At 68.5% G+C, this 12,672-nt stretch carries 11 protein-coding genes and 1 tRNA gene; 4 read left to right on the top strand and 8 right to left on the bottom strand.

The annotated features are described in order from the left end of the window. Positions 1-1,068 (bottom strand): endonuclease/exonuclease/phosphatase family protein (locus tag V7702_RS14605; protein ID WP_335650822.1); only part of this gene is annotated, 1,068 nt, incomplete at its 3' end. A 65-nt stretch (positions 1,069-1,133) separates the two neighbouring features. On the opposite strand from V7702_RS14605, the gene queA reads away from it, so the two are divergent. Both queA and tgt read left to right on the top strand, forming a co-directional pair. Next, positions 1,134-2,210, top strand: coding sequence for a tRNA preQ1(34) S-adenosylmethionine ribosyltransferase-isomerase QueA (queA, locus tag V7702_RS14600; protein WP_335650821.1), 1,077 nt, complete (start codon positions 1,134-1,136; stop codon positions 2,208-2,210). Then, positions 2,210-3,325 (top strand): tRNA guanosine(34) transglycosylase Tgt, encoded by a 1,116-nt coding sequence (gene tgt, locus V7702_RS14595; protein WP_335650820.1) that lies wholly within the window; start codon positions 2,210-2,212, stop codon positions 3,323-3,325. Before queA ends, tgt begins: the two co-directional genes overlap by 1 nt. Here tgt and V7702_RS14590 read toward each other — a convergent pair. Next, positions 3,310-3,903 (bottom strand): hypothetical protein, encoded by a 594-nt coding sequence (locus tag V7702_RS14590; RefSeq protein WP_335650819.1) that lies wholly within the window; start codon positions 3,901-3,903, stop codon positions 3,310-3,312. The two genes, tgt and V7702_RS14590, sit on opposite strands and share 16 nt — an antisense overlap. Positions 3,904-4,020: 117 nt before the next feature. On the opposite strand from V7702_RS14590, the gene V7702_RS14585 reads away from it, so the two are divergent. Next, positions 4,021-4,095: transfer RNA gene (locus V7702_RS14585), tRNA-Lys, on the top strand. 39 nt (positions 4,096-4,134) lie between these two features. On the opposite strand, the gene V7702_RS14580 is transcribed toward V7702_RS14585, so the two are convergent. The 6 genes from V7702_RS14580 to V7702_RS14555 form a co-directional block, all read right to left on the bottom strand. Then, positions 4,135-4,581: a copper chaperone PCu(A)C gene (locus V7702_RS14580; RefSeq protein ID WP_335650818.1), complete on the bottom strand. Its 447-nt coding sequence runs from the start codon at positions 4,579-4,581 to the stop codon at positions 4,135-4,137. Between the two features lie 68 nt (positions 4,582-4,649). After that, a complete protein-coding gene (locus tag V7702_RS14575) occupies positions 4,650-6,683 on the bottom strand; it encodes a TonB-dependent receptor family protein (protein ID WP_335650817.1) in 2,034 nt (677 codons plus the stop codon). Between the two features lie 106 nt (positions 6,684-6,789). Continuing rightward, positions 6,790-7,203 (bottom strand): DUF2946 family protein, encoded by a 414-nt coding sequence (locus V7702_RS14570; RefSeq protein ID WP_335650816.1) that lies wholly within the window; start codon positions 7,201-7,203, stop codon positions 6,790-6,792. A gap of 49 nt (positions 7,204-7,252) precedes the next feature. Further along, the gene (locus V7702_RS14565; RefSeq protein WP_335650815.1) at positions 7,253-8,230 is read right to left on the bottom strand and encodes a transglutaminase family protein; all 978 of its coding nucleotides are present in this window, start codon (positions 8,228-8,230) and stop codon (positions 7,253-7,255) included. An 8-nt stretch (positions 8,231-8,238) separates the two neighbouring features. Then, entirely contained in the window at positions 8,239-9,174 is a 936-nt protein-coding gene (locus V7702_RS14560) for an alpha-E domain-containing protein (RefSeq protein WP_335650814.1), read from the bottom strand. Then, positions 9,171-10,616: a circularly permuted type 2 ATP-grasp protein gene (locus V7702_RS14555; protein WP_335650823.1), complete on the bottom strand. Its 1,446-nt coding sequence runs from the start codon at positions 10,614-10,616 to the stop codon at positions 9,171-9,173. Before V7702_RS14555 ends, V7702_RS14560 begins: the two co-directional genes overlap by 4 nt. Before the next feature lie 235 nt (positions 10,617-10,851). Between V7702_RS14555 and V7702_RS14550 the strand changes: the two genes are divergently transcribed. Further along, on the top strand, positions 10,852-12,627 hold the full coding sequence (locus V7702_RS14550; RefSeq protein ID WP_335650813.1) for an autotransporter assembly complex protein TamA: 1,776 nt from the start codon (positions 10,852-10,854) through the stop codon (positions 12,625-12,627). Positions 12,628-12,672: the final 45 nt, after the last annotated feature.

Here is a 12,672-nt window from a genome sequence, read left to right as displayed (position 1 = left end):
CCATAGAACATCAGACCGATGCCCATGCCCGCTGCGAATAGCATCGAGAACCACCCAAGGTAGGTATAGTCGGGGATCGGTCTGGGGCAGAGCCAGGGTGACGATGACCGGGAAGTGGTCCGAGCCCAGGGCCGGGCCCCGTTCGGCGTCCAGAGTCACCCAGTCCGACCCGGCATAGACATGATCGATGGCCAGGAAGGGCAGGGGCATGTGGATGTCCCAGCGGGAAAAGGCCATGGCCGGCCAGCTCAGCATGGCCTGGTTGCGCCGGATCAGGCCCAGGGCCTCGTCCTGCCGACGCAGGGTGAAAGACCAGGGCGTCGAGTTGAAATCGCCCGCAATGATCAGCCGCTCCCGGTCGTAGAGCCCGGCCATCGTCGTCAGGCGCAGGCTCTGCTGCTGCTGCGGTCCGGCCGGCACGGGCCAGGTGTAGTGAGCGCCGATGACCGTGAATTCGCCGCCCGGGGCGGCGAAGGTGGCGCGGGTCGCCGGGAAAAATGATCCCTCGCTGACCTTGGGCAGCCCCGCCGAGATCGGCGCGACCTTGCTGTAGATGATGACTTCGCAGCGATCGTCGGGATCGCAGGTGCGATGGTATGCGGCGCGCGATTCCAGCGCCCGCTGGAACCTGCGGCTGGCCTCTTCGACCACGATGATGTCGGGGTCCTGGGCGACGATCCAGTCGGCGGTCTCGGCCATGGTCTGATTGCGGCCGCTCCAGCTGTTGATCTGGATGAGCTTGATCTGGTGGACGCTCGCGGTTTCAGGCTCGGAGTCCGCGCCGGTCTTGCGGAACACCTCGGGCAGGATCAGCAGGCCGGCCAGGCCGACGGCGAGGGCCGCCATGCCCAGGGTGAAACGACGCAGCCTCGTTGGCGGAGTCAGGGCGGCCAGTAGGGCCGCGAGGATGGCCATGGCGACGAACACCACGGCGAAATGGGTGGCGACATCCAGATTGTCGCTGAACCGCCCGCCCTGGGCGGCCATCATGGCCAGGGCCGCCAGCACCGCCGTCGTTGCGGCGATGTCCTCGAGAATGCGGGTGATGACGACTCGGATCAGGCCCATGGAACCGGCTCTAGCATGAGCCTGCGCTTGACGCGCGGGGTCTCGCATGGCCTGACGCAGGTCACATGAAGACTGCCGATTTCGACTTCGACCTGCCCGACAGCGCCATCGCCCTGCGTCCCGCCCAGCCCAGGGATTCGGCGCGGATGCTGCGGGTGATCCCAGGCCAACCCCTGGCCGACCTGCGGGTCCATGACCTCCCGGGCGAACTGCGGGCGGGCGACATCCTGGTGCTTAATGACACCCGGGTGATCCCGGCGAGGCTGAGCGGCCGGCGGACCCGGGGCGAGAGCATCGTCGCTGTCGAGGCTACCCTGCACAAGCGGGTCGCCCCCGATCGCTGGAGCGCCTTCATGCGGCCGGGCAAGCGCCTGGCGCCCGGCGACCGGGTGAGCTTCGGCGAGACCGAAGATCGCGCCTGCCTGCTGGGCGCCCTGGACGCCACCGTCGTCGAGAAGGGCGAGGGCGGCGAGATCCTGCTGGCCTTTGACCTTGCCGGCCCGGCTCTGGACGAGGCCATCAAGGCGCGCGGGGCCATGCCCCTGCCGCCCTATATCGCCGCCAAGCGCCCTGAGGACGAACAGGACCAGACCGACTACCAGACCATCTACGCCCAGGCCGACGGCTCGGTGGCCGCGCCGACAGCAGGCCTGCACTTCACACCGGAGTTGCTCACGCGACTGAGCGAGGCCGGGGTCGAGACCTGCTTCGTCACCCTGCATGTGGGGGCCGGCACCTTCCTGCCGGTCAAGGTCGACGACATCGACGGCCACCGCATGCACGCCGAGTTTGGCGAGGTCAGCCCGGAAACCGCCGAACGCCTCAACCGCGCCCGGGCCGCGGGCGGCCGTATCATTTGCGTCGGCACCACCTCCCTGCGGCTGGTGGAGAGCGCGGCGGGCGAGGACGGCGTGGTGCACCCCTTCGCTGACGACACGGCCATCTTCATCACGCCGGGCTACCGGTTCCGGGCTGCCGACGGGCTGATGACCAACTTCCACCTGCCGCGCTCGACCCTATTCATGCTGGTCAGCGCCTTTTCCGGCCTGGAAACAATGCGGGCGGCCTACGCCCACGCCATCACAAATGACTACCGCTTCTATTCCTATGGCGACGCCAGCCTGCTCTGGAGGGCCGACTGATGGCCGCCTTTCCCTTCGAGATCGCCGCCACGGACGGCGCCGCGCGCACCGGCGTGCTGAAGACCGCCCGCGGCGACATCCGCACGCCGGCCTTCATGCCCGTCGGCACGGCCGCGACGGTCAAGGCCCTGACGGTCGACCAGGTGGCCGCCACCGGCGCCGACATCATCCTGGGCAACACCTACCACCTGATGCTGCGCCCCGGCGCCGAGCGGGTGTCGCGCCTGGGCGGGCTGCATCGCTTCATGCGCTGGGGGAAGCCAATCCTCACCGATTCCGGCGGCTTTCAGGTGATGTCGCTGTCCAACATCGCCAAGGTGACCGAGGAGGCGGTGACCTTCGCCAGCCACATTGACGGCTCGCGCCACGTCCTCTCGCCAGAACGTTCGGTGGAGATCCAGGCTGACCTGCTGGGCTCGGACATCGTCATGCAGCTGGATGAGTGCGTCGCCTGGCCGGCGGAAGAGAGCCGCGCGGCCGAGGCCCTGCGCCTGTCGGCCCGCTGGGGCGCGCGCTGCAAGGCCGCCTTTGGCGAGCGCGAGCACCAGGCCCTGTTCGGCATCCAGCAGGGCTCGACCATCGAGGCCCTGCGCCGTGAGTCCGCAGAGCGGCTGGTGGAGATCGGCTTCGACGGCTACGCCATCGGCGGCCTGGCGGTGGGCGAGGGCCACGAGGCCATGTGCGAGGTGCTGGACTATGCGCCGGGCCTGCTGCCGGCTGACCGCCCGCGCTATCTGATGGGGGTGGGCAAGCCCGTCGACCTGGTGGAGGCCGTGGCCCGGGGCGTCGACATGTTCGACTGCGTCCTGCCGACCCGGTCGGGTCGCCATGGTCAGGCCTGGACCTGGAACGGCCCCATCAACCTGAAGAACGCCCGCTTCGCCGAGGACGACACGCCGCTGGACGAGGCCTCGTCCTGCCCGGCCAGCCGGGACTATTCCAAGGCCTATCTCCACCACCTGGTGAAGGCCGAGGAGATTCTGGGCCAGGTGCTGCTGTCCTGGCACAATATCGCCCACTTCCAGGCCCTGACGGCCGCCATGCGCGCCGCCATCGCCGAGGGGCGGTTCGAGGCCTTCCGTCGCGACTTCCGCAGCGCTCAGCGCACGGGGTAGCGGGGGCGCAGCTCCTGCTGGATGACCTGCGGCTTCTCGCGGCCATGGTTGGGCGTCGCCGGCGGATTGCAGCCGCGCGCTTCGCCCAGACCTTTCAGATAGGCCCGCCGGACCCCGCCAGCGATGATGGCGCTCTGCACCGTCTTGTCGTGCCGCTCGGCCCCGCTCAGCTGGCGCACCCAGCCGCGGAAGGGGATGACGTCCTGCGCCAGGCCGGCCATGGCGCCCAGGGCGGTCGTGCGCCCCTGGTCGAGCAGGTCGTCCTCGTCCACCGCCTCTTCATCGAGGTCGGCGCCCAGGGCGTTGCTCAACGGCCGGATCTCAGCGATCAGGCTCTCGCAGCTCGCCGGATAGGGCCGCCGGTAGGGATCGGCCTGGGCCTCCAGCAGGATCGGCGGAATCTTGGTGCGCAGCACATTGACGTCGCGCAGAGGGGAGACGACGGCGCCTTGCACGCTCTCGCGGTTGGCCTGGGATGTGGTCTGGATGCGTGGCGACCCATCCGCCCGGGTCGTGGTGCAGCCGGCGGTCGCCAGGACTGCTGCGGCGAGGAGGACGAGGGAAAGGGTACGAGACATATCCCCATCCTACGCGCCCTCAATGATTGCCGGAAGTCCAAGCCCGACTTGCCCGAGTCGGACCTGCGCCCTATGGTCCGCCCCCTTCGACCCGGCGCCCATCCCGCGCCGCGTCATGGGCCGGTAGCTCAGTGGTAGAGCATTCGACTTTTAATCGAATGGTCGTGGGTTCGACCCCCACCCGGCCTACCAATTCCCGCGTCCCCCACTGGGAGGGACGCGGCGTTTGGATTAGTGGTCCATTCCGTGCGGGGCTGAGCGGATTTCGGCCGTCACGATGGCCTGGGGGGCTTTCTCGAAGTTCAGGGTCAGGGTGACCTCGCCGCCTTCGTCGAGCGCGGCGGTGGGACCGATCAGCATCAGGTGGTCGGCGCCGGGTTTGAGCACGGTGGTTTCCCCGGCCGGCAACGGCAAGCCGTCCTCCAGCTGACGCATCCGCATGACGCCGCCGTCCATGGTCATGGTGTGGATCTCGACCCGTTGGCCCGTGGGGCTCTCGGCGCCCACCAGCCGATCTTCGGCGGCCGATTGCAGCGTCACATAGCAGCCCACCGCCCGCGCCCCGGCCGCGGCGGGTCGGCACCAGGCGTCGCTGGGGGTGACAGCGGGTTCGACCTGTGTTCGCGGGCTGCAGGCGGCGAGCAGGGTCAGGGGGGCGATCAGCAGGATGGGTTTCATGGGGTGATGTTCCGTCTGCGTGGGGAATGTGCAAGGGGCGACCGGTGGCCTGGCCGCCCCTCGTCGAGTCAGAAGTCGAGGACGAGGCCGGCAAACAGCGAGCGGCGGTCGCCGGGCCAGTAGGCGGCCGTGGCGGGGCCAGCGGCGATCACTGGCTGGACGTTGGAGACATAGGCCTCGTCGGTCACGTTGCGCAGGTCGACGAAGACGCTGACCCCGGGGCGGAAGGTCCAGCCCGCATTGATGTGGGCCACCGCATAGGCTGGCGCACGGGTGGTGTTCTCGAAGTCCACGAAGGCGCCTTGCGGGGTCCATTCCACGGAGGGAGCGACGAACCAGCCCTGCGGCGCCTCGTAGCGCAGTTCGGCGCGATAGAGGTGTTCTGGCGCCACCGGCAGGCGGTTGTCGCCATATTGCGGATCGTCCCGGAAGGCGAAGTCCGACCAGGCATAGGTCTGGCGCAGCCGCCAGGCCGGGGCGAAGCGCCAGTCGAGCGCCGCCTCGATCCCCCGGTGATAGGTCTCCCCGGCGTTGAAGGTGGTGGCCGGGCGATCCTGGCTGACGCTGAACTGCAGAAGCTCTTTCTCCAACTCGGCGTGATAGAGGGTCACGTCCCAGGTGAAGGCCCCGCGGCGGCCCCGGGCGCCGGCCTCATAGGTGAGCGCCTCCTGCGCGTCCACCGGCGCGAAGCCGGCGTTGTTGGGGGAGAGCGACCCGAAGTTGGGCGGCTCCACCGAGCGAGTCACGTTGGCGAACAGCTGCGCCCCATCCGGCGCCTCCCACAGGAGGCCGATGCGCGGGGCGACCCAGTCGAAGGTCCGCGAGGCCTGCAGGTTGAAGGTCCCGGCGACGCCCGGCACGGCGCGGCTGTCATAGTCCCGCTCGGCGACGCCGTAGGTCGCTCCGGCCACAACAGCCAACTGGCCGGTCAGGAACAGGCGGCCTTCGCCGAACAGGTCCAGGGCGCGGGCGTTCTGGTAGGAGATAGAACGCAAGTCGCCCCGCGATCCGGCGCGATTGACGTAGAAGTGGGAGTCCAGGTCGCCATGGCGGCCCCAAAGGCCGCCATAGGCGTCGGCCTGCAGGCCCGCAATCTCGCCCGCCCAGTCCAGCTTGGCGAAGACGCCATAGTTGCGGCTTTCCTGGGCGATGACCTGGAAGATGGGATGCTCGAGGTTCTTCCAGATCCCATAGAGGCCGGCGCTGAGCGAGAGGTCGCTGGCGATATCCCAGTTCAGGGTCACGGCGCTGCGCAGGGCGCGCACGTCGCGGGCATAGTCGTTGGCGATGTTGCCCGCCGTCGCCTGATCGGGATCGGCGTCGAACTGGGCGCGGGTCAGGGCGCCGGGAATCTCCTGCTTGATGTCGGCGCCGTTGAGGATCAGGCGAAGCTCGGCGCGCTCGCCCAGATCCCGGCCGACACTGAGGCTGGCGAACTGGAGGTTCTGCTGGCTCTGGGGGCGTGGACCCTGGCCCGTCTGGTTGGTTATGGCGACGAAGCCGTCCCAGACGCCGGTTTCGCCCGCGGCGGCCACATGCTGGCGCAGCATGCCAAAGGCCCCGCCGTCCAAGCGAAGACGCCGGTCATAGGGGGCGGTTTCGCCGGTGGGCGTCACCATGTTCACCGCCCCGCCCAGGGTTGCGCCGCCGAACCGCAGGGCGTTGCCGCCGCGATAGATCTCCACATGGCGGGTGATCAGCGGATCGGCGATCTGGCTGTCCCCATAGCCATCGGCCTCGTTGAGCGGCAGGCCGTCCTGGGCCAGCAGCAGGCCGCGGTTATGGTTGGCGTTGCCGAGCCCCGAGCCGCGGATGGAGAGCCGGATGTCGCCGCCCCATTTCTTTTGGGCGAACACGCCCGGCGCGTCGCGCAGCATGTCGTCCAGGGCCAGGGCGAAGCGATTCTCATAGGATTCCGCGGCCACGACCGAGACGCCGCCGGGGGTCTCGGAAAGCCGCTGGCGGGCGTCGGCCACCACGGCGGGGTCTTCGGGATCCGGCCGGCCGGTGACGATGACGGAGTCGACGGTGGTTTGGGCCTGGCCCGCGCAGGGCAGGGCCAGGACGAGGAGGGCGCCGCAGGCGCCGAATACGGTTTTCATATGAAAAAGGGTCCCCGGCCGCGCGAACGGCGGCCGTCACAGGTGCAGGAGGCCGGGCGCGGCCGTGCAGGCCCGCCCAGGGTTCACATCAGGACCGGAGCGGTCCTTAGGCCTGCAGGTGTGGGGGGCCTCTGGCGGGCGGGGGTGGCGCAGCGAGGCCACGGCCTGGTGCGAGGTCGGTCGAAATCTCGAGGGGGGCGAGCGCGGCCGGCAGAAACGCCACCGGCTGGCTCGTCAGAAGGTCGGGCGCCGTGGCGCCGACCCCGTGCTCGGCGAAGACGCAAGGGTTATGACGCGCCCCGTCATCCTCGTCCGATGGCGCCTGGTCGTCGGAGGCCGCCCCCAGATCGACCATGCCCTGGGCCGTACAGAGAACCAGGTTGAATCCAGGCCCGTCCGCCTGGGGCGGGGCGGCCATGTAGCCGGGGGGGATGAGGATCTTCAGCCCAAGGGCGAGCATCGCCAGCATCAGCAGGATGCCGTGCGGGAGGCTCGCGGATCGGGTCGTCGAACGCTTCACGCCGTCGCCATAGGCCAGGCCTGCGCCCTTGGGAAGGGGCGAGCTTGACCTATTGCTGCTGTTGCTGCTGCTGGTCGTGCATGCCGGTGGCCGGGTTGGGACGCCGACGGGCGTTGCGGCTGAAGGTCGGCTGCGAGATACGCAGGAATTCCGGCTCGGTGATCGCCGCCCGAGCCCGCCGCACCGAGACGCCCACCGCCAGCTGGCTTTCGGCGTCGCCCTTATAGACGCCGCGCGAAGGCGGCACGTCGCTGTAGTCGCGACCGACAGCGGCGGCCACGTGGCGCTCACCGGCCATCACATTATTCGTCGGGTCAAAGCCGACCCAGCGCAGGCTCGGCAGGAAGACCTCAACCCAGGCGTGGGTGGCGTCGGGGTCGGAGCGGTCGCCGCTGTCGCGGTCGGTGAACAGGTAGCCCGAGACATAGCGGGCCGGAATGCCCCAGGCCCGGCAGAGCGCGATCATGATGTGGCTGAAGTCCTGGCAGACCCCGCGGCGCTCGCGCAGGGCCTCGTCGATCGGGCTGTCGGCCTCGGTGACGCCGGTCTCGTAGGCGAAGGATTCGTAGATGATCTTCGACAGCTCGCTGACCGCAGTGAGGGGATCGCGTTGGCGCAGGCGGCCGATGTCGTGGTCGGCCGCAAACGCGCGCAGCAGGTCGGTCTGAACCGCGAAGCCATGCTCGCGCAGGAAATCGAACTGGTCGCCCTGGACAAAATCGCTGCGCAGCCGGTCCCATTCGCCCATGTCGAGGGCCTCGGGCAGGGGAATTTCAGCCTGGGTCTCGACGGCCGAGCGCGCCACGATGGTCAGGCGGTCATGGGGCTGGGGCACGTCGAAGTGGTAGACGGCGTTACCGAAGGTGTCGGCGTAGGAGAACAGCTGGGTGCCCGGATCGATCTCCAGGTCGAAACTCACCAGCCGTTGGCGCGCGCCCTTCTGGGGCTGCATCCAGACCTCCATCAGGCTTTCGCGGACCGGGGCGGCGTAGTGATACTGGGTGACGTGGCGGATTTCGAGAAGCACGGGATTCCTTAGGCCGGAAGGCGCATTTCGAGGGGATAGGCCACGAAGGCGTCGTAGACCCCGCGGTGGATTTCGCCGCACTCGGCCAGCACGCCCTCAAGGAAGACATGCGACCCGTCGCGCTCGATCTCGCCCATGTCGGCATATTGCAGCCGCGCCTTCAACCGTCCGGCCAGGCGCTCTGGCCCCACATGCACGGCCTCGGCGTGACGGCTGAGCATGGAGAGGTGGGCCTCGATCTCGTCGGTGCAAAAGCGGATGGAGCGCGGGAACTCGGCGTTCAGCAGCAGGAATTCCAGGATCGGCCGCGCGCGGACATCGGCGGTATAGGCCCGCAGATAGGGTTCGAGCGCGCAGCTCATGCGCAGCACGGCGGTCAGGGTCGGGTGGTCGAGCTGCTCCACGCCGCGTCCGAAGCAGACCTCAAGCAGTCGCCCGATCAGCTGAGCGCGTTCGAGATGAGCGCCGAGCAGCAGAAATCGCCACCCCTCACCGTGGCTCATCGTGGCGTCGGCGGCGCCCTTGAACAGGTGCAGGTCGGCGATGATGTCGTGCAGGAAGGCCGAGGAGCCGTCGTTGAACGACTTGGCCGCGGTGGCGCCCGACAGGCGCAGGTGCACCAAATTCAGCCGCTCCCAGGTTTCGCTGGTGATCTGGTCGCGGACCTGACGGGCGTTTTCCCGGGCGCGGGCCAGGGAGGTGACCACCGAATTGCCCTCCAGCCGGTCCAGGGCCAGGGCGCGCGCGGACTCAAAGGGATTGGCGACCTTTTCAGGCGCGGCCTCTCCCACCGCCGACAGGGCGATGCGCGCCACCTGGGCGGCTGTCTCGGCCCGGTCGAGGGTGGCGGTGAGCATGATGTCCGACAGGCGGGCGACATGCTCGGCCCGCTCCACATAGCGGCCTATCCAGTAGAGGCTGTCGGCGACCCGGGCGAGCATCATGACGGGTCGACTCCAGACTCGGCCAGCACCCAGGTGTCCTTCGAGCCCCCGCCCTGGCTGGAATTGACCACCAGCGAACCCTTGCGCAGGGCGACCCGCGTCAGGGCGCCCGGGGTCACGGTGATCTTTTCGCCCGACAGGATGAAGGGCCGCAGATCGACGTGGCGGGTGTCGATCTCGCCGTCGATCAGGCAGGGCGCGGTTGAGAGCTGGATGGTCGGCTGGGCGATGTAGTTGGCAGGATCGGCCTTGATCGCCTCGGCGAATTCTTCGCGCTGGGCGGTGGTTGCGTGCGGGCCGATCAGCATGCCGTAGCCGCCTGAAGCGCCGACCGCCTTGACCACCAGCTTATCGAGATTGGCCAGGACGTGGCTGAGTTCGGACGGCTCGCGACAGAGGAAGGTTTCGATATTGGGCAGGATCGGCTCCTCGCCCAGATAGTAGCGGATGATCTCTGGCACATAGGCGTAGACCGCCTTGTCGTCGGCGACGCCTGTGCCCGGCGCATTGCACATGACCACCGTGCCGGCCCGATAGGCGTTGAACAGGCCCGGCACGCCCAGGGAGGAATCCCGGCGGAAGGTGAGGGGGTCGACAAAGTCGTCATCCACCCGGCGATAGATCACGTCGATGCGCCGCAGGCCGGTGGTGGTCCGCATATAGACCATGTTGTCGTGGACCACGAGGTCGCGCCCCTCGACCAGGGGCACCCCCATGAGGCGGGCCAGATAGGCATGTTCGTAATAGGCCGAGTTGTAGACGCCGGGCGTCAGCACCACGACCTGGGGATTGGGCCGCCACTCCACCATGCTGCGCAGGGTCGAGAGCAGAAGGTCCGGATAACGATCGATCTGGCGCACGCCGGCCAGCCGGAAGGTGCCTGGGAAGGTGCGCTTGGAGGCCTCGCGGTTGGCCAGCATGTAGGAGACGCCCGAGGGCACCCGCAGATTGTCCTCCAGCACCGCGTAGGCGCCGTCCTCCTGCCGGATCAGGTCGCTGCCGCAGACATTGGCGTAGGCCTGGTGAGGCACATAGAGGCCCTGCATCTCCCGGCGATAGGACGGCGCGCCGAGCACCAGCTCCCGCGGCACCACCCCGTCCTTGAGGATCATCCGCTCGCCATAGATGTCGGCGAGGAACAGGTTCAAGGCCTGGAGCCGCTGGGTCAGGCCGCTCTCGATTTTCGCCCATTCGTCGGCCGGAATGATGCGGGGCAGCAGGTCCGTCGGAATGATCCGCTCGGTGGTGCTCTCGGCCCCATAGACCGTGAAGGTGATGCCCTGGAGCAGGAAGAACCGCTCAAGGGTGCGTTGGCGCTCATCCAGCTCGCCGGGATCCAGATCCGCCAGCCGTCGGGCCAGGGCGGCGAAATGGGGCCGGACCGACCCATCTGGGGCGTGCATCTCGTCATAGGGCGGATTGGCCGCCGCCGCCTGGGCCATCGCCCGGTCGATCTCTTCGGATCTCTGCGCTGTCGCCACGCCCTACTCCACCACGCTCCCGTCCTCGAAACCGCAAGCCGGGACGACAGCCTAGTGACTGTGGCGCGTAACGTCGTGCGCTATTGTGGGCGCTGTAAAACACAGCATCCGACGATGAAAAAAGAGGCGGCCCCGGCGGGGTGACACAGGGCGCGGGCGTCGCTACAGGGGTGTTCGGGGGCTGAAGGGTGATTGCGTGGGACGAAGTGTCTTCGCAGCCGTCGCCACGGCTGCCCTCTGCGTTTACGGCGCCGGCACGGCTCGCGCCGAGCCGCGTGCTGACGTGCGCGGGGATATCAATAGCGACCTTCGGGAGCGAATCGTCCGCGCCATAGGCGAGGCCGACCAGCCCGTGGAAAGCCTGTTCCAGGCGCGCCGCCGCGCCCGGGACGCCGCTGAGGACGCCATCGCCGTCCTGAGATCCGAAGCCTACTACGCCTATGGCGTCGAGGCCGATGTGGGCGAAGGCGAGCCGCCCCGTCCCATCGTCGAGGTGGAGCCTGGCCCCCGATTTCTGTTTGCGGACCCGCAGGTGGCCTGGACCGGCGAGGCGCCGGACCAGGAAACCCAGGCCAAGGGCCGCGAGGCCATGGATATTACGCCCGGCGAGCCTGGACGCGCGGCCGATGTGGTGGCCGCGGAGGGGCGGATCGTCGCGGCGGTGCGGGAGTCCGGCTACGCGGACGTCTCGGCCGATCCCCGTGAGGTGATCGTCGATCATGCCGACGACACGGTGCGCCCGACCTTCCGGATCGACGCCGGCGGCCTGGTCCGTCTGGATGGCCTGGTGCTGGACACCGAGGGCCGAACCAATCCCGCCTGGCTCATCCAGTTGCGGCCCTGGACCCCCGGCGATGTCTACGATCCGGAGGACGTGGCCGAACTCGAACGGCGGCTCCTCGACACTGGTGTCTATAACTCGGTCACCGTAGCCCTTTCGGCGCAGGACGATGTGGACGAGGAGGGGCGCCGCCGGGTCCTGGTCGGCCTGGAGGACCGCGAGCCGCGTACGCTCGAGTTCGGGGCCAGCTATTCGACGACCGAGGGTTTCGGCGTCGACACCCGCTGGACGCGATACAATATGTTAGGCCGCGCCGACACGCTGGCGCTGGTGGCGCGGGTCTCGGAGCTGGACAGCCGTTTGGGGGCGGATCTGACCCTGCCGCATTGGCGCCGGGCCGCCCAGACCCTGCATGTGAACGCGGGCGCCTATCGCAATGAGACAGACGCCTTTGAAGAGACCGGCGTGGGCGTGGGGGCTGATCTGCGTCGGCGCTACGGCGCCAACTCCTTTGTCACGGTCGGCGGATCCCTCGACCTCACCCGCAGCGACGAGAAGGATTCGCGCACCCTCTCGCCCTTGGGGCGTGACCTGATCATCGGAGCCGTGTTCGGCGCGGTGTCGCTGGACCGATCCAACGATCTTCTCGACCCGACCCAGGGCTGGCGGGCAGATTTGCGGCTCGAGCCGACCTACATCGCCGGCGATGAATCCTTGCCCTATCTGGAGATCGCCACCCAGGGCGTCGCCTATATGCCCCTGGACTCCCAGGCCCAGACCGTCCTGGCCGGGCGGCTGAAGGTCGGCAGCCTGATCGGCGCCACCCTCGACATTCCCGCCTCGCGCAGGTTCTACGCCGGCGGCGGCGGTTCAGTCCGCGGCTACGCCTATCAGGCGGTTGGGCCCCGACTGGAAGACAACACGCCGCGAGGCGGCCTGTCCCTGGTCGAGGTCAGCCTTGAGGCCCGCCGCAAGCTGACGGAGCGCTGGGGTGTCGTCGCCTTTGTGGACGCCGGCTCCGTGGGTGATGAAATGACCCCCACGGGCGAGAATATGAGCGTCGGCGTCGGCGTCGGCGTCCGCTACGACCTCGGCTTCGGGCCCATCCGCGCCGACATCGCCATTCCGCTCGACGCCGACAAGCGGGATGGCGCCTTCCAGATCTATCTCAGTATCGGACAGAGCTTTTGAGCGTCGAAGATCACGTCGAGGCTGAAGCGCCCGCCCACCGTCGAA

This window comes from Phenylobacterium sp. (genome assembly GCF_036963605.1).
GTDB lineage: Bacteria > Pseudomonadota > Alphaproteobacteria > Caulobacterales > Caulobacteraceae > Phenylobacterium.
The sequence above is the reverse complement of the archived record's forward strand: the minus strand, read 5'-3'. Positions and strand labels throughout refer to the sequence as shown.